The sequence below is a fragment of the Burkholderia sp. IT-111MI5 genome, assembly GCF_949752865.1.
Lineage (GTDB): Bacteria > Pseudomonadota > Gammaproteobacteria > Burkholderiales > Burkholderiaceae > Burkholderia > Burkholderia pyrrocinia_C.
Genome location: NZ_CATKIF010000012.1, coordinates 71301 through 86549 on the forward strand (window position 1 = coordinate 71301; position 15249 = coordinate 86549).

Below are 15249 nucleotides of genomic sequence, written 5' to 3' on the forward strand. Positions count from 1 at the left end.
TGATCCCGCGGGCTTCATGTTAAAAAGCCCGTCCTTTCCGTTTTCGCGCCGGCCCTGCTGCGGCAACTTCCCATGACTTACTGCGCGATCGATTTCGGCACGTCCAATTCCGCCGTGGCGCTGCCCGACGGCGACGGCATGCGCCTCGCGCCCGTCGAGGGCGACCACCTGACGCTGCCCACCGCGATCTTCTTCAACAACGACGAGGAGACGGTCGAGTACGGCCGCGCGGCGCTGGCGTCCTATATCGACGGTTTCGACGGCCGACTGATGCGTTCGATGAAGAGCATCCTCGGCTCGCCGCTCGCGGAAACGACGACCGATCTCGGCGACGGCAGCGCGATCGCGTACACCGAAATCATCGCGCGCTTCCTGACGCACCTGAAGCGCAAGGCCGAAGCGCGCGCGGGCGCGCCGATCGGCCGCGCGGTGCTCGGCCGGCCCGTGTTCTTCGTCGACGACGATCCGCGCGCCGACCGTCTCGCGCAGGATCAGCTCGAGGCGGCCGCGCGGTCGGTCGGCTTCGCGGACGTTCACTTCCAGTATGAACCGATTGCCGCCGCGTTCGACTACGAATCGCGCCAGCAGGCCGAACGCCTCGTGCTCGTCGCCGACATCGGCGGCGGCACGTCCGACTTCTCGCTGGTGCGCGTCGGGCCCGAGCGGATGGTGCGGCTCGAGCGCAAGGACGACGTGCTGGCTCACCACGGCGTGCACGTCGCGGGCACCGACTATGACCGGCGTGTCGAGCTGGCGGCGATCCTGCCTGCGTTCGGCTACCGTTCGCTCGACCCGGAAGGGCGCGAACTGCCGAACAAGATCTACTTCGATCTCGCGACCTGGCACCTGATCAATACGGTCTACACGCCGAAGCGGCTCGGCGAGCTGAAGCTGATGAAGCACCTGTACCAGGATGCGCGGCAATACGACCGGCTCACGAGCGTGGTCGAGCAGCGGCTCGGGCATGCGCTGATGGCGCGCGCGGAAGAGGCGAAGATCGGCGTCGCGGCGGGCGGGGAGACGATGATCGACCTGAACGACGTGGAAGAAGACCTGCTGATCGCGTTCGATTCCGATCGTCTCGTCGATGCGAGCCGTGACGACACCGCGCGCATCGTCGACGCCGCGCGCGAGACGGTGCGGCTCGCGGGCGTTGCGCCGCGCGACGTCGGCGCACTGTATTTCACCGGCGGCTCGACGGGGCTCGCGTTCCTGTCGGGTGCGCTCGCGGGCGCATTCCCGGATGCGCAGCCGGTATTCGGCGACCGCCTCGCGAGTGTCGCGACGGGGCTCGGCATTCACGCGCAGCGGCTGTTCGGCTGAATGCAGGCAGCCGCATTCCGCCGTGCCGGATTGGCGCACAAAAACAAAAAGCCCCGCCGAAGCGGGGCTTTTTTACATCAAATCTCGCGCAGAACTTACAGCGGCTTGATGTTCGCAGCTTGCAGACCCTTCGGGCCCGTCTTCACTTCGAACTCGACCTTCTGGTTTTCTTGCAGCGTCTTGAAGCCTTCGGTGCGGATTTCCGAGAAGTGCGCGAACAGATCGTCGCCGCCGCCTTCCGGGGTGATGAAGCCGAAGCCCTTTGCGTCATTGAACCACTTGACGGTACCGGTTGCCATGTTACTTGTTCCTAAAAAGATAAAACGGGGCCGAAGCCCATGGGGTGCGGAAAATCAAGGAAGGGGTAATAGGACCAACCGGAGTACCGTTGATGGGCGAACTACGAAAGAACCAATTCACTCGCCGCTTGAAATCCTGCGAAGTCCTTTATACGGCTAATCGATCGTGTGGTCAACCGTATTTCCATGCTCTCAGGGTTATTGCGTATATCAGGTTTACAAAGCTTGCAGGCGATGCGAATTTTTTGTAGGGGCCGAACGATTTTGGCGCCACGTTCGAGGTGCAACCGTTAAACTACGCGCCGCGCGGACGGGTTGCCCCGATCGGATGACTCGTCCCCCCAAGAATGCGTGCGCGGTGCAGTCCGAGCCGATCCCGGACTGCGGGCCGACCATGCTTTTTGAGACACAGGAGAGGATGTGAAGAGTTCTATTCAACGGAACATCGGCCCGTTTGCATTGATGCTGACGGGGCTGGGTTCGATTATCGGCTCGGGCTGGCTGTTCGGCGCCTGGAAGGCCGCGAAGATTGCCGGTCCGGCGGCGATCTGCGCATGGATCATCGGCGCGGTCGTGATTCTCGCGATTGCACTGACTTACGCCGAACTGGGCGCGATGTTCCCCGAGTCGGGCGGCATGGTGCGCTATGCGCGCTATTCGCACGGTTCGCTGGTGGGCTTCATCAGCGCATGGGCCAACTGGATCGCGATCGTCTCCGTGATCCCGATCGAGGCCGAAGCGTCGATCCAGTACATGAGCACGTGGCCGTATCCGTGGGCGCACAGCCTGTTCGTGAACGGCGAGTTGACGACACCCGGGCTGCTGCTGTCGGCCGTGCTGGTCGTCATCTACTTCATGCTGAACTACTGGGGTGTGAAGGCCTTCGCGCGTGCGAACACCGCAATCACGATCTTCAAGTTCCTGATCCCCGGCCTCACGATCCTCGGCCTTATGCTGACGAGCTTCCATTCGGCGAACCTCGGCACTGCATCCAATGCAAGCTTTGCGCCGTACGGCTGGTCGGCGGTGCTGACCGCGGTCGCGACGAGCGGCATCGTGTTCGCGTTCAACGGCTTCCAGAGCCCCGTGAACCTCGCGGGCGAAGCGCGCAATCCGTCGCGCAGCGTGCCGTTCGCGGTGATCTCGTCGATCCTGATCGCGCTCGTGATCTACGTGCTGCTGCAGGTGGCCTACATCGGCTCGGTGAATCCGGCCGACGTCGCACAGGGCTGGTCGCACTTCAACTTCTCGTCGCCGTTCGCGGAACTCGCGATCGCGCTGAACCTGAACTGGCTCGCGATCCTGCTGTACGTCGACGCGTTCATCAGCCCGAGCGGCACCGGCACGACCTACATGGCGACGACCACCCGGATGATCTACGCGATGGAGCGCAACAACACGATGCCGAAGATGTTCGGCAACGTGCACCCGCTCTACGGTGTGCCGCGCCAGGCGATGTGGTTCAACCTGCTGGTCTCGTTCATCTTCCTGTTCTTCTTCCGCGGCTGGAGCTCGCTCGCGGCAGTGATCTCGGTTGCGACGGTGATCTCGTACCTGACCGGCCCGATCAGCCTGATGGCGCTGCGCCGCGCGGCGACCGACATCGAGCGCCCGCTGTCGATTCCGCTGATGAAGCTGATCGCACCGTTCGCGTTCGTCTGCGCGTCGCTGATCCTGTACTGGGCGAAGTGGCCGCTGACGGGCGAAATCATCCTGCTGATGATCGTCGCACTGCCGGTGTATTTCTACTTCCAGGCGAAGTCGGGCTGGACCGGCTGGGGTGCCGACCTGAAGGCCGCATGGTGGCTGGTCGCGTACCTGCCGACGATGGCCGTGCTGTCGCTGATCGGCAGCAAGGAGTTCGGCGGTCACGGCTATCTGCCGTACGGCTGGGACATGCTGATCGTCGCTGCGATTTCGCTCGTGTTCTACTTCTGGGGCGTGAGTACCGGCTACCGGACCCAGTATCTCGACGAGCGCGAGACGCACGACGAGATCCTCGAAGGGGTCGGTGTCTGACGCGTGACCTGCCGCCGGATTCGGCGGCGGCGGGAAGCAGTGAAAAAAAACCGCCCGGGCAATGCCCGGGCGGGTTTTTTGTTTGTTGTCGCCGGTTGTCTCGCGGAATTCAGGTGGCCGCGCTCGCGAACACGTAGTTCGTCATCGCGAGCACGCGCTGGTAGGTGCCGAGCGACTGGATGCCGAGCTGGTAGTCGTCGTCCGCCGCGCCGAGCGCCGTGAACACCGGCAGCAGATGTTCGTCGGTCGGATGCATCAGCGCCGCATGCGGTGCCTGCCGGCGGTAGTCGAGCAGCGCGTCGACGTCGCGCGCGGCGAGCTTCTCCTCGAACCAGCCGGTGAATTCCGCCACGCGCGGGTCCGCATCCTCGGGCGCCGCGCCGAAATCGGCTGCGCGCAGGTTGTGCGTGATCTGGCCCGAGCCGATCACCATCACGCCTTCGTCGCGCAGCGGCCGCAGCGCGCGGCCGAGCGCGAAGTGGTGGGCCGCGTCCGCGCGCGGCTGGATCGACAACTGCGCGACCGGCACGTCGGCCTCCGGGAACATCAGCAGCATCGGCACCCACGCGCCGTGGTCGAGCCCGTGCTCGGTCGTCGCGGTCGCGATGCCGGCTGCGTTCAGCAGCGCGGCCGCTCGCTCGGCGACGTCAGGGGCGCCCGGCGCCGGATAGCGGATCTCGTACAGCGCGCGCGGAAAACCGTAGAAGTCGTGGATCGTTTCCGGGTGTGCGGCGACGCTCGCGACCGGCTGTTGCGTGCCCCAGTGCGCGGACAGCATCAGCACCGCGCGCGGGCGCGGCAATTCGGCGCCGAGGTGCGTGAACGCACCGGACGGCAGCGTCGGGTCGATCGGCAGCGTCGGCGCGCCGTGGGACAGGTACAGCGAAGGCAAGCGGTTCATGGCGATGGCCTGCAAAAGGGTTTGCCTGTGACTATAGGCGTGCACCTGACATTGATAAATCCGCGCCAGAGAATTTGATTGATTCTTGTTTGTTGATAATCGTCGCGATGCAATGCGTCCTGGTGTGGGTAGACGTCAGTACGCGTGAAATCGAATGAATTGCCGATTGAATCGGTGAAGATGCGCGAAGAAGCGGGTGTGGCGATCGGCTTACTGCGCGTGCCGGATGCCGGCCCACGGTGTCGTCAGCGGTGCGCTGAGCGCGAACAGGTCGAGCACGCGGGTGACGGTCTGGTCGACGAGTTCCTCGATCGTCTTCGGCATCGCATAGAACGCGGGCAACGGCGGAAACACGATGCCGCCCATTTCGGTGACGGCGGTCATGTTGCGCAGATGCGCGAGGTTGAACGGCGTTTCGCGCACCATCAGCACGAGACGGCGGCGTTCCTTCAGCGTGACGTCGGCCGCGCGCGTGATCAGGTTGTCGGACAGCCCGTGCGCAACGCTCGCGAGCGTCTTCATCGAGCATGGCGCGATCACCATCCCGTCGGTCGCGAACGAGCCCGACGCGATCGTCGCGCCGACGTCGCGCACCGAATGCACGACGTCCGCACGGCTTTCGACATCGGCCTTCGGCAGCTTCAGTTCATGCTGGATGTTGAGCCAGCCGGCGTTCGAAATCAGCAGATGCGTTTCGACGCCGCCGGCGGCGCGCAGCAGGTCGAGCAGCCGCACGCCGTAGATCGCGCCGGTGGCGCCGGTGATCGCGACGATCAGCCGGCGTGGCGGCGCGCTGGGAGATGCCATCGAAAGGGAGGGGCAGGTCGGGCGTGTTAAGCGGCTGCGAACAGTTGCTGCAGCTCGCCCGACTGGTACATCTCCATCATGATGTCCGAGCCGCCGACGAATTCGCCCTTCACGTAGAGCTGCGGGATGGTCGGCCAGTTCGAGAATTCCTTGATGCCCTGGCGGATTTCGTCGTCCTCGAGCACGTTGACCGTCTTGAACTGGTCGACGCCGCAGGCCTTCAGCACCTGCACCGCGCGGCCCGAGAAGCCGCACATCGGGAATTGCGCGTTGCCCTTCATGAAGAGCACGACCTGGTTTTCGTCGACGATTTGCTTGATACGTTGTTGGGTGTCCATGACTGACCTTGCGTTTGCGGGGCGTTAGATCGAAATGATAGCGGATTTCAACCGGGCGGGCCGGGCATCAGCCCGGCAGGCGGCCGCCGGTCGTGCGTTCGATCGCAGCCAGATCGGCGAGCGATTCGACTGCGACGAAGCCGTGCGACGACAGCACCGCGCGGACGGCTTCGGCCTGGTCGTAGCCGTGCTCGATCCACAGCGTGCCGCCCGGTTTCAGGTAGGCGCCGGCGCCCGCGACGATCGTGCGGATCGCGCTGAGGCCGTCGGCGTCGTCGGTAAGCGCGCCGCGCGGCTCGAAACGCAGATCGCCCTGCGCGAGGTGCGGATCGTGCTGCGCGATGTACGGCGGGTTGCTGACGATCGTGTCGAACGCGAGCGCCGGATCGAGCGCCGCGTACCAGTCGCTCTGCAGCCAGTGCAGCGGGCCGCCGGGGCGGTGCGCGTCGAGCAGCTTGCCGGCGTTGCATTGCGCGACTGCGAGCGCGGCCGGCGAACGGTCGAGCGCCCACACGCGTGCATCGGGACGCTCGGCGGCGATCGACACGGCGATCGCGCCGCTGCCGGTGCCGAGATCGAGCACGGCCGGATGCGGCAGCCCGTCGATCGCATCGAGCGCGGCTTCGACGAGCAGTTCGGTTTCGGGGCGCGGGATCAGCACGTCGGGCGTCACGTCGAACGGCCGGCCGAAGAATTCGCGCATCCCGACGAGCTGCGCGACCGGCTCGCCGGCCACGCGGCGCGCTTCGAGCGCGCGATAGCGTTCGACCGCGGCAGCGTCGAGCGGCGCGTCGCCACGCGTGATCAGTTGCGTGCGGGTCCAGCCGAGCGCGTGCGCGAGCAGCACGCGCGCATCGACCGCGTCGAGCGGCGACGCGCGCAGCAGTTCGTCGGCGGTGGTATCGGGCATCGCGGCCTCAGTCGGCGTCGCCGAGCGACGCGAGCAGTTCGGCCTGGTGCTCGCTGACGAGCACGCCGATCAGTTCGTCGAGATCGCCGTCCATGATCGCCTCGAGCCGGTACAGCGTCAGGTTGATCCGGTGGTCGGTCATCCGGCCTTGCGGGAAGTTGTACGTGCGGATCCGCTCCGAGCGGTCGCCGGAGCCGATCAGGCTCTTGCGCGTCGCCGCTTCCTTCGCGTGCTGCTCGTGATACTGCTTGTCCTTGATGCGCGCGGCGAGCACCTTCAGCGCGCGATCCTTGTTCTTATGCTGCGAACGGTCGTCCTGGCACTCGACGACGATTCCGGTCGGGATGTGCGTGACGCGCACCGCCGAATCGGTCTTGTTGATGTGCTGGCCGCCCGCGCCGGACGCACGGAACGTATCGATCCGCAGGTCGGCCGGATTGATCTCGACCTCGCCGATCTCGTCGGCTTCCGGCATCACCGCGACCGTGCACGCGGACGTATGGATGCGCCCCTGCGTCTCGGTCGCCGGCACGCGCTGCACGCGATGGCCGCCCGATTCGAACTTCAGGCGCGAATACGCGCCTTGGCCCGCGATCCGCACGATCACTTCCTTGTAGCCGCCGAGATCCGACGCGCTCTCCGACATCATCTCGACCTGCCAGCGATGGCGTTCCGCGAAGCGCAGGTACATGCGCAGCAGGTCGCCAGCGAACAGCGCCGATTCGTCGCCGCCCGTGCCCGCGCGGATTTCGAGGAAGATGTTGCGATCGTCGTTCGGATCCTTCGGCAACAGCATTTTCTGCAGCTCGACCTCGAGGCGGGCCATGCTTTCTCGCGCGCTGCGGATCTCGTCCTCGGCGAAATCGCGCATCGACGGATCGGCGAGCAGTTCCTGCGCGGCCGTTTCGTCGCTGCGCGACTGGCGCCACAGCGCGTACTGCTCGACGACCGGGCCGAGTTCCGCATGTTCGCGCGTCAGCTTGCGGTACTGGTCGAGATCGGCCGTGACGTTTTCGCGGCTCAGCAGGTCGTTCAGTTCGGCCAGCCGTGTGGACAGCTGGTCGAGCTTGCGTTGCATGCTCGTCTTCATGGTGTGGAGCGGCGCTCCCGGGCAAGGGTATTCGGAAAGGATAGGCCGGCTCGCGGCCGGCGGCAGGGCAACCGGCCGGCGCTAGTGGCCGGACTGGTCGTTCGACCGCGGCGCGTGCTGGTAGAAGCCACGCATCAGGTCGATCAGCGAATCGCGATCGGCGCCGTTCACGCGGTTGAGCGCGCTCGTCGGGCCGTGGATCAGCTTGTTGGTCAGCGCCTGCGACAGCGCTTCGAGCACGGCGGCCGGATCGTCGCCGCGTGCGAGCAGCTTCTGTGCCTTGTCGACTTCGGCACGGCGCAGCGCGTCGGCCTGCGTATGCATGTGACGAATCACCGGCACGACGCTGCGCGTGTCGAGCCATTGCATGAAGTTCTGCACACGCGTCTCGATGATCGATTCAGCCTGCGCGACCGCCGCCTGGCGCGATGCGTTGCCTTCGCGCACGATCGCGCCGAGATCGTCGACGGTGTAGAGGAACACGTCCTTCAGCTTGCCGACCTCGGGCTCGATGTCGCGCGGCACCGCGAGGTCGACCATGAAGATCGGCCGGTGGCGGCGTGCTTTCACCGCACGCTCGACCGCGCCGAGGCCGATGATCGGCAGCGTCGACGCCGTGCACGACACGATGATGTCGAATTCCTGCATGCGGGCCGGCAGATCCGACAGCGGCATCGCGCGGCCGTTGAAGCGTTCGGCGAGCCGCTGGCCGCGTTCGGCCGTGCGGTTCGCGACGACGAGTTCGCGCGGGCCTTGCGCGGCGAAGTGCGTCGCGCACAGCTCGATCATCTCGCCGGCGCCGATGAACAGCACGCGCTGATCCGACACCTTTTCGAAGATCCGCTGTGCGAGGCGAACCGCGGCGGCGGCCATCGACACCGACTGCGTGCCGATCTCGGTCGTGCCGCGCACTTCCTTCGCCACCGCGAATGTGCGCTGGAACAGCTGGTTCAGATAGGTGCCGAGCGCGCCGGCTTCCGTCGCGGTGCGCACGGCGTCCTTCATCTGGCCCAGAATCTGCGTTTCGCCAAGCACCATCGAATCGAGGCCGGATGCGACGCGGAATGCATGGCGGACCGCTTCCGACTGCGGCAGCGCGTAAACATGCGGGGCGAGCTCGTCGACGGGAATCCGGTGATACTCCGACAGCCAGCGGAGCGCGCCTTCACGTGCTGCGCGATCGTCGGTCGCGCAATACAGTTCGGTGCGGTTGCAGGTGGAGAGGATCGCCGCTTCGGGCGTGTTGGGCGCCTGGGGCCCGAGAAACACGTTCTTGAACGTGACGAGAGCCGGCTTGATCTGCTCGAGCGGAAACGCCACGCGTTCGCGCAGGGCGACAGGCGCAGTGTGGTGATTGATTCCGATCGTGAGGAGTTGCATATCCAGGGCTATCGTTTAGCCCCATATTATAGCGTTTCAGCGATTTCCTCACTCGCCGCATACCGGGCATCGGTGTGGCACGGCCGGGAATTTGGGGGCTCGATCGGCACGCGTTCGAGCTGGTAGCCATAGCCGTAGAGCGGCAACAGGCGGTAGCCATGCTCCGGAAGCAGCTGCAACTTGCTGCGCAGCCGGGACGCATGCGTATCGAGCGTGCGCGACTTCATGTCGCGGCGGCGGGCCCACACCGTTTCGAGGATATGGGCGCGCGACACGGGCCGCGACAGGTTCGCGAACAGCAACTGCGCGAAGCGGAACTCCTTGGGCGTGAGTGAAACGATTGCGTTGCCGAAGCGCACAAGGCAATGCGTGGCGTCGAATGCGTATTCGCCATACATTTCGCGCGAGCGGGTCGGCGGCCGGCGCACGCCGGCGCGCCGGCTCAGCGCGTTGACGCGCGCGAGCAGTTCGGGCCCGCTGACGGGGCGCACGAGGCAATCGTCGGCGCCCGCGTGCAGGCACGATACGATTTCGCTTTCGCGCGGCAACTGCATCACGGCGATGGCCGGCAGCCCGGGCAGGATCGCCTGCGCGCGCGGTATGACTTCCTCGGCGGGCTGGTCGCCGGCCCAGTTGCCGGTGATCAGCATGTCGCAGGTGTCGGTGGCGAGCCATTCGAAGAACGCCGTGCTGGACGAAAACGCGTGGCACACATGACCGCCTGCAAAGAGCAGGCGGTTCAGGAGCGCGGCATGACGCGCCTCCGGATCGATCAGAGCGATTCGCATGAGAGTTTCTTCAATACGGCAGCCGGTGCGCGCTTGCCATAACGTCGAGTCGGCCCCTACACTCGAACGTTCGCGGCGCCCGGCTGGTCTCGGGTTCGATGGATGAATCGATGCTAGCCGCTGGCAACGTTCACGCCTATGGGACGAATCTGAATTTATAGAAGGCGTCGAATGAACTGGTTTGGAATCCTTGTCCTGGGAGCGGCCGTCGGGCTGTTCGGCCGATGGCTGCACCCGATGCGGCGCACGGGCCGGCCGGCGTGGTGGATCGCGGTACTCGTCGGCATCGTGGGTGCGGCTGCCGCCCGCATGGCCGGCAATCTCTCGGGACTGTTTTACGATGGCGAGACGCTCGAATGGCCGGTCTGCACCGGCGTCGCGTTCCTTGCCGTAGCCGTGACGGTCGCGCTGTCGGCCCGTCGCTGAATGCTCTCAGGTGAAATCATGAATGCCCGTCTTCCCGAAGTCTCGTCGGTGCCGGCCCGCCTTGCGCTGCTGCGCGGCGCCATGGCCCGCGAGGACCTGGCCGCCTATCTCGTGCCGTCCGCCGATCCCCATCTGTCCGAATACCTGCCCGAGCGCTGGCAGGCCCGTCGCTGGCTGTCCGGCTTCACGGGCTCGGTCGGCACGCTGGTCGTGACCGCGGATTTCGCGGGGCTGTGGGTCGACAGCCGCTACTGGGTGCAGGCCGATGCCGAACTGGCCGGCACGGGCGTGCAGTTGATGAAGATGACGGGCGGGCAGCAGAGCGCGCCGCACGTCGACTGGCTCGCGCAGAACGTGGCAGCGGGCGCGACGGTCGGCGTCGACGGCGCCGTGCTCGGCGTCGCGGCCGCGCGCGGGCTGACGGCCGCGCTGAGCGCGCGCGGCATCGCGCTGCGCACCGATCTCGACCTGCTCGACGCGATCTGGCCCGAGCGGCCGGGGCTGCCCGGCGACGCGGTGTTCGAGCACGCGGCGCCGCAGGCCGACACGACGCGCGCGAGCAAGCTGGCCGAAGTGCGCCGCGCGATGCACGCGCAGGGCGCGCAGTGGCATTTCGTGTCGACGCTCGACGATCTGGCCTGGTTGTTCAACCTGCGCGGCGCCGACGTCAACTTCAATCCCGTATTCGTTGCGCACGCAATGATCGGTGCCGATCGCGCGACGCTGTTCGTCGCCGACGGCAAGGTGTCGCCGGCGCTGGCCGCGTCGCTCGCGCAGGACGGCGTCGACGTCCGTGCATACGATGCCGCACGCGCATCGCTCGCGGCGCTGCCCGACGGCGCGACGCTGCTGGTTGACCCGCGCCGCGTGACGTTCGGCACGCTCGAGGCCGTGCCGGCCGGCGTGAAGCTCGTCGAGGCCGTGAATCCGTCGACGTTCGCGAAGTCGCGCAAGACGTCCGCCGAGATCGAGCACGTGCGCGTGACGATGGAGCACGACGGCGCCGCGCTCGCGGAATTCTTTGCCTGGTTCGAGCAGGCCGTGAACCGCGAGACGATCACCGAACTGACGATCGAGGAGAAGCTCACGGCCGCGCGCGCACGGCGCCCCGGCTATGTGTCGCCGAGCTTCGCGACGATCGCCGGCTTCAACGCGAACGGCGCGATGCCGCATTACCACGCCACGCCCGAGTCGCACGCGACGATCGCCGGCGACGGCCTGTTGCTGATCGATTCGGGCGGCCAGTACGTGACGGGCACGACCGACATCACGCGCGTCGTGCCGGTCGGCACCGTCAGCGACCTGCAGCGGCGCGATTTCACGATCGTGCTGAAATCGATGATGGCGCTGTCGCGCGCACGCTTCCCGCGCGGCATCCGCTCGCCGATGCTCGACGCGATCGCGCGCGCGCCGATGTGGGCGGCCGGGCTCGACTACGGCCACGGCACGGGGCATGGCGTCGGCTATTTCCTGAACGTGCACGAGGGCCCGCAGGTCATCTCGCACTACGCGCCGGCCGAGCCGTACACGGCGATGGAAGAGGGGATGATCACGTCGATCGAGCCGGGCGTGTACCGCCCCGGCCAGTGGGGCATCCGGATCGAGAACCTGGTCGTGAACCGCGCGGCCGGGAAGACCGAGTTCGGCGATTTCCTCGCGTTCGAGACGCTGACGCTGTGCCCGATCGACACGCGCTGCGTGCTGATCGAGATGCTGCACGACGAAGAGCGCGCGTGGCTGAACACGTATCACGCGACGGTGCGCGAGCGCGTCGGCCGGCACCTGAGCGGCGACGCGAAGGCATGGCTCGACGCGCGCACGCAGCCGATCTGACGCGACGTGCGATAACGGCCGGACGACGGCCGAACCACAACAGCGAGGGCAAAATATGGCGGACACCGCAGTGATCGTGGTCGACATGCAGCGCGGACTGGTGGAGCGGGCGCAGCCCGCGTACCGGCTCGACGACGTGGTGTCGGGCATCAACCGGTTGACGGCGGCGGCACGCGCGGCGAACGCGCCCGTGTGCTTCGTGCAGCACGACGGCGACGCAGACGACGACATCGTGCCCGGCACGCCGGGCTGGGAGCTGCATGCGGGGCTGGTCGTCGGGAGCGACGACTGGCGCGTGCGCAAGCAGGTGAGCGACTCGTTCCACGACACGCCGCTCGCGGCGCAGCTCGACCGCCGCGGCATCCGTTCGGTGCTGATCTGCGGCTATGCGACCGAGTTCTGCGTCGATTCGGCCGCGCGCCGTGCGGCACTGCTCGGCTACCGGACGACCGTCGTGTCCGACCTGCATACGACGAACGAGCGTGCGCACCTGTCGGCCGCGCAGATCGTCGCGCATCATCACTTCGTCTGGGCAAACAATTCGCTGTCGGGCAACGCGGTCACGCCGCGTCCGCTCGCCGACGTGCTCGCCGCGGAGTTCGCATGACGATCAAGGCGGTGGTGTTCGATTTCGGCGGCGTGCTGATCGACTGGAGCCCCGACTACCTTTACCGGCAACTGATTCCCGACGAGGCCGAGCGTCGCTGGTTCCTCACGCATGTCTGCGCGATGGACTGGGTGATTCGCCAGGACGGCGGGCAGACGATCGAGGAAGGTACGGCCGAGCTCGTCGCGAAGTTTCCGGAGCACGAGGTGCTGATCCGCGCGTTCTACGCACGCTGGCACGAGATGATCGGCGGCGTGCTCGACGAAGGCGCCGCGCTCGTCGACCGGCTCGACGCGCAGGGGATGCCGCTGTTCGGGCTGACGAACTGGTCCGCGCAGACGTTTCCGTATGCGTGGGACAACTTCCCGGTCCTGCGGCGGTTCAGGGACATCGTCGTGTCGGGCCGCGTGAAGCTCGTGAAACCCGATCCGGCGATCTACCGCGAGATGCACGCGAGAATCGATCCGCACCTGCCGGGCATCGCGCCGCGCGAGCTCGTGTTCATCGACGACAACGCGAAGAACGCCGCGGCCGCAACGGCGCTCGGCTGGCACGGCATTCATCACACGAGCGCGGCGCAGACTGAGGCGCGGCTGCGCGAACTGGGCGCGCTCGCGTAGGCGGCGGGCGAGCGATCGTCAGATGAAAAAAGCGGGCCATGGGCCCGCTTTGTCGTTTTGCCGATCCGGAAGGAAGCGGCCACCTTCGGCATCCGGCCCCGCGTTGCCGCAGTGCCGGGCGCCCGGGCCGCGCCGCTCAGCGGGTGATCGGCTTGTAGCGCAGTCGGTGCGGCTTCGCGGCTTCCTCGCCGAGGCGCGCGCGCTTGTCGGCTTCGTACTCCTGGTAGTTGCCGTCGAAGAACGTGACCTGCGAATCGCCTTCGAACGCGAGGATGTGCGTCGCGATCCGATCGAGGAACCAGCGATCGTGCGAGATCACCATCACCGAGCCCGCGAATTCGAGCAGCGCGTCTTCCAGCGCGCGCAGCGTTTCGACGTCGAGGTCGTTCGACGGTTCGTCGAGCAGCAGCACGTTGCCGCCCGAGATCAGCGTCTTCGCGAGGTGCAGGCGGCCGCGTTCGCCGCCGGACAGGTTGCCGACGATCTTCTGCTGATCGCCGCCCTTGAAGTTGAAGCGGCCGATGTACGCGCGCGACGGCGTCTCGTACTTGCCCACCGTCAGCACGTCGGCGCCGCCCGAGATTTCCTCGAACACCGTCTTCGAGCCGTCGAGCGCATCGCGGCTCTGGTCGACGTGCGCGAGCTTCACCGTCGGGCCCATCACGACCTCGCCCGAATCCGGCTGCTCCTTGCCCGTCAGCATCCGGAACAGCGTCGACTTGCCGGCGCCGTTCGGGCCGATGATGCCGACGATCGCGCCGGCCGGGATCTTCAGGTTCAGGTTGTCGATCAGCAGGCGGTCGCCGAACGCCTTGCTGACGTTCTTGAACTCGATCACTTCATTGCCGAGGCGGTCGCCGACCGGAATGAAGATTTCCTGCGTCTCGTTGCGCTTCTGGTATTCCTGGCTGTTCAGCTCCTCGAAGCGCGCGATACGCGCCTTCGACTTCGCCTGGCGGCCCTTCGGGTTCTGGCGCACCCACTCCAGTTCCTTCTTGATCGCCTTCTGGCGCGCCGACTCCGACGCTTCTTCCTGCTTCAGGCGCTCTTCCTTCTGGTCGAGCCAGCTGCTGTAGTTGCCCTTCCACGGAATGCCGTGGCCGCGGTCGAGTTCGAGAATCCACTCGGCCGCGTTGTCGAGGAAGTAGCGATCGTGCGTGACGGCGACGACGGTGCCCGGGAAGCGCACCAGGAACTGTTCGAGCCAGTCGACCGATTCGGCGTCGAGGTGGTTGGTCGGTTCGTCGAGCAGCAGCATGTCGGGCTTTTCGAGCAGCAGCTTGCACAGTGCGACGCGGCGCTTTTCGCCGCCCGACAGGTGCTCGATCTTCGCGTCCCACGCCGGCAGGCGCAGCGCGTCGGCGGCCACTTCGAGCTGCTGCTCGGGGCTGCCGCCGTCGCTCGACGCGAGGATCGCCTCGTACTTCGCCTGTTCGGCCGCGAGCGCGTCGAAGTCGGCGTCCGGCTCGGCATACGCCGCGTAGATTTCTTCAAGCTTCTTGTTGGCCTGGAACAGGTCGCCGAGGCCTTCCTCGACGGCTTCGCGCACCGTCTTCGTCGGGTCGAGCTGCGGTTCCTGCGGCAGGTAGCCGATGTTCAGGTTCGGCATCGGCGTCGCTTCGCCTTCGATGTCCTTGTCGACGCCCGCCATGATGCGGATCAGCGTCGACTTGCCCGAGCCGTTCAGGCCGAGCACGCCGATCTTCGCGCCCGGAAAGAACGACAGCGAGATGTCCTTCAGGATCTGGCGCTTGGGCGGCACGATCTTGCCGACCCGGTTCATCGTGAAAACGTATTGGGCCATTTGGGTGTGAAAGTCAGAAGTTGAGACGGCCGCGCAGCGCGCTGGCAGGGCGGCGTCGGGTGATTCGGTACGGAGCGTGCCGCGCAAGGCGCGGCGGCGTCGCC

The 15249-nt window shown here is 66.4% G+C and carries 15 protein-coding genes; 6 read left to right on the top strand and 9 right to left on the bottom strand.

Annotated features, from left to right (window positions below; genetic code table 11):
- Positions 1-72: 72 nt before the first annotated feature.
- Positions 73-1323: an Hsp70 family protein gene (locus tag ACM6JT_RS14925; protein WP_034183700.1), complete on the top strand. Its 1251-nt coding sequence runs from the start codon at positions 73-75 to the stop codon at positions 1321-1323.
- A 95-nt stretch (positions 1324-1418) separates the two neighbouring features.
- Here the strand turns inward: ACM6JT_RS14925 and ACM6JT_RS14930 are convergent, their stop codons facing one another.
- Positions 1419-1622 (bottom strand): cold-shock protein, encoded by a 204-nt coding sequence (locus ACM6JT_RS14930; protein WP_034183701.1) that lies wholly within the window; start codon positions 1620-1622, stop codon positions 1419-1421.
- A 420-nt stretch (positions 1623-2042) separates the two neighbouring features.
- Here ACM6JT_RS14930 and ACM6JT_RS14935 point away from each other — a divergent pair, with 420 nt between their 5' ends.
- Positions 2043-3641, top strand: a complete 1599-nt coding sequence (locus ACM6JT_RS14935; RefSeq protein WP_414856763.1) for an APC family permease — start codon at positions 2043-2045, stop codon at positions 3639-3641.
- Positions 3642-3750: 109 nt separating this feature from the next.
- Here ACM6JT_RS14935 and ACM6JT_RS14940 read toward each other — a convergent pair whose 3' ends face one another.
- The 7 genes from ACM6JT_RS14940 to ACM6JT_RS14970 all read right to left on the bottom strand — a co-directional run bounded on the left by ACM6JT_RS14940 (position 3751) and on the right by ACM6JT_RS14970 (position 9855).
- Positions 3751-4542, bottom strand: a complete 792-nt coding sequence (locus ACM6JT_RS14940) for a DODA-type extradiol aromatic ring-opening family dioxygenase (RefSeq protein WP_414856764.1) — start codon at positions 4540-4542, stop codon at positions 3751-3753.
- A gap of 210 nt (positions 4543-4752) precedes the next feature.
- Positions 4753-5349, bottom strand: a complete 597-nt coding sequence (locus ACM6JT_RS14945; protein ID WP_034183704.1) for a UbiX family flavin prenyltransferase — start codon at positions 5347-5349, stop codon at positions 4753-4755.
- A gap of 26 nt (positions 5350-5375) precedes the next feature.
- Positions 5376-5687, bottom strand: coding sequence for a Grx4 family monothiol glutaredoxin (gene grxD, locus ACM6JT_RS14950; protein ID WP_006753626.1), 312 nt, complete (start codon positions 5685-5687; stop codon positions 5376-5378).
- 67 nt (positions 5688-5754) lie between these two features.
- Positions 5755-6597 (bottom strand): peptide chain release factor N(5)-glutamine methyltransferase, encoded by an 843-nt coding sequence (prmC, locus tag ACM6JT_RS14955; RefSeq protein WP_131947080.1) that lies wholly within the window; start codon positions 6595-6597, stop codon positions 5755-5757.
- A gap of 7 nt (positions 6598-6604) precedes the next feature.
- Complete coding sequence (prfA, locus tag ACM6JT_RS14960) at positions 6605-7687, bottom strand: peptide chain release factor 1 (protein ID WP_034183706.1); 1083 nt, start codon at positions 7685-7687, stop codon at positions 6605-6607.
- Between the two features lie 81 nt (positions 7688-7768).
- The gene (gene hemA / locus ACM6JT_RS14965; protein WP_034183707.1) at positions 7769-9067 is read right to left on the bottom strand and encodes a glutamyl-tRNA reductase; all 1299 of its coding nucleotides are present in this window, start codon (positions 9065-9067) and stop codon (positions 7769-7771) included.
- 26 nt (positions 9068-9093) lie between these two features.
- Positions 9094-9855: a response regulator transcription factor gene (locus tag ACM6JT_RS14970; protein ID WP_034183708.1), complete on the bottom strand. Its 762-nt coding sequence runs from the start codon at positions 9853-9855 to the stop codon at positions 9094-9096.
- Positions 9856-10026: 171 nt separating this feature from the next.
- On the opposite strand from ACM6JT_RS14970, the gene ACM6JT_RS14975 reads away from it, so the two are divergent.
- The 4 genes from ACM6JT_RS14975 to ACM6JT_RS14990 are packed head-to-tail and all read left to right on the top strand — an operon-like array spanning position 10027 to position 13341.
- Complete coding sequence (locus ACM6JT_RS14975) at positions 10027-10281, top strand: hypothetical protein (protein WP_034183709.1); 255 nt, start codon at positions 10027-10029, stop codon at positions 10279-10281.
- Between the two features lie 18 nt (positions 10282-10299).
- The gene (locus tag ACM6JT_RS14980; protein WP_175750190.1) at positions 10300-12114 is read left to right on the top strand and encodes an aminopeptidase P family protein; all 1815 of its coding nucleotides are present in this window, start codon (positions 10300-10302) and stop codon (positions 12112-12114) included.
- Positions 12115-12169: 55 nt separating this feature from the next.
- Entirely contained in the window at positions 12170-12721 is a 552-nt protein-coding gene (locus ACM6JT_RS14985) for a cysteine hydrolase family protein (protein ID WP_414856765.1), read from the top strand.
- A complete protein-coding gene (locus tag ACM6JT_RS14990; RefSeq protein WP_175750189.1) occupies positions 12718-13341 on the top strand; it encodes an HAD family hydrolase in 624 nt (207 codons plus the stop codon). Before ACM6JT_RS14985 ends, ACM6JT_RS14990 begins: the two co-directional genes overlap by 4 nt.
- A gap of 136 nt (positions 13342-13477) precedes the next feature.
- Here ACM6JT_RS14990 and ettA read toward each other — a convergent pair whose 3' ends face one another.
- On the bottom strand, positions 13478-15145 hold the full coding sequence (ettA, locus tag ACM6JT_RS14995) for an energy-dependent translational throttle protein EttA (protein ID WP_414856766.1): 1668 nt from the start codon (positions 15143-15145) through the stop codon (positions 13478-13480).
- Between the last annotated feature and the right edge of the window lie 104 nt (positions 15146-15249).

What these genes read in the sequence shown, in the direction of transcription:
- prmC (WP_131947080.1), bottom strand. Translation starts at nt 6,597, where the DNA reads ATGCCCGATACCACCGCCGACGAACTGCTGCGCGCGTCGCCGCTCGAC.
- ACM6JT_RS14940 (WP_414856764.1), bottom strand. Translation starts at nt 4,542, where the DNA reads ATGAACCGCTTGCCTTCGCTGTACCTGTCCCACGGCGCGCCGACGCTG.
- ACM6JT_RS14975 (WP_034183709.1), top strand. Translation starts at nt 10,027, where the DNA reads ATGAACTGGTTTGGAATCCTTGTCCTGGGAGCGGCCGTCGGGCTGTTC.
- ACM6JT_RS14985 (WP_414856765.1), top strand. Translation starts at nt 12,170, where the DNA reads ATGGCGGACACCGCAGTGATCGTGGTCGACATGCAGCGCGGACTGGTG.
- ACM6JT_RS14980 (WP_175750190.1), top strand. Translation starts at nt 10,300, where the DNA reads ATGAATGCCCGTCTTCCCGAAGTCTCGTCGGTGCCGGCCCGCCTTGCG.
- prfA (WP_034183706.1), bottom strand. Translation starts at nt 7,687, where the DNA reads ATGAAGACGAGCATGCAACGCAAGCTCGACCAGCTGTCCACACGGCTG.
- ACM6JT_RS14970 (WP_034183708.1), bottom strand. Translation starts at nt 9,855, where the DNA reads ATGCGAATCGCTCTGATCGATCCGGAGGCGCGTCATGCCGCGCTCCTG.
- ettA (WP_414856766.1), bottom strand. Translation starts at nt 15,145, where the DNA reads ATGGCCCAATACGTTTTCACGATGAACCGGGTCGGCAAGATCGTGCCG.
- ACM6JT_RS14945 (WP_034183704.1), bottom strand. Translation starts at nt 5,349, where the DNA reads ATGGCATCTCCCAGCGCGCCGCCACGCCGGCTGATCGTCGCGATCACC.
- ACM6JT_RS14990 (WP_175750189.1), top strand. Translation starts at nt 12,718, where the DNA reads ATGACGATCAAGGCGGTGGTGTTCGATTTCGGCGGCGTGCTGATCGAC.
- ACM6JT_RS14930 (WP_034183701.1), bottom strand. Translation starts at nt 1,622, where the DNA reads ATGGCAACCGGTACCGTCAAGTGGTTCAATGACGCAAAGGGCTTCGGC.
- grxD (WP_006753626.1), bottom strand. Translation starts at nt 5,687, where the DNA reads ATGGACACCCAACAACGTATCAAGCAAATCGTCGACGAAAACCAGGTC.
- hemA (WP_034183707.1), bottom strand. Translation starts at nt 9,067, where the DNA reads ATGCAACTCCTCACGATCGGAATCAATCACCACACTGCGCCTGTCGCC.
- ACM6JT_RS14925 (WP_034183700.1), top strand. Translation starts at nt 73, where the DNA reads ATGACTTACTGCGCGATCGATTTCGGCACGTCCAATTCCGCCGTGGCG.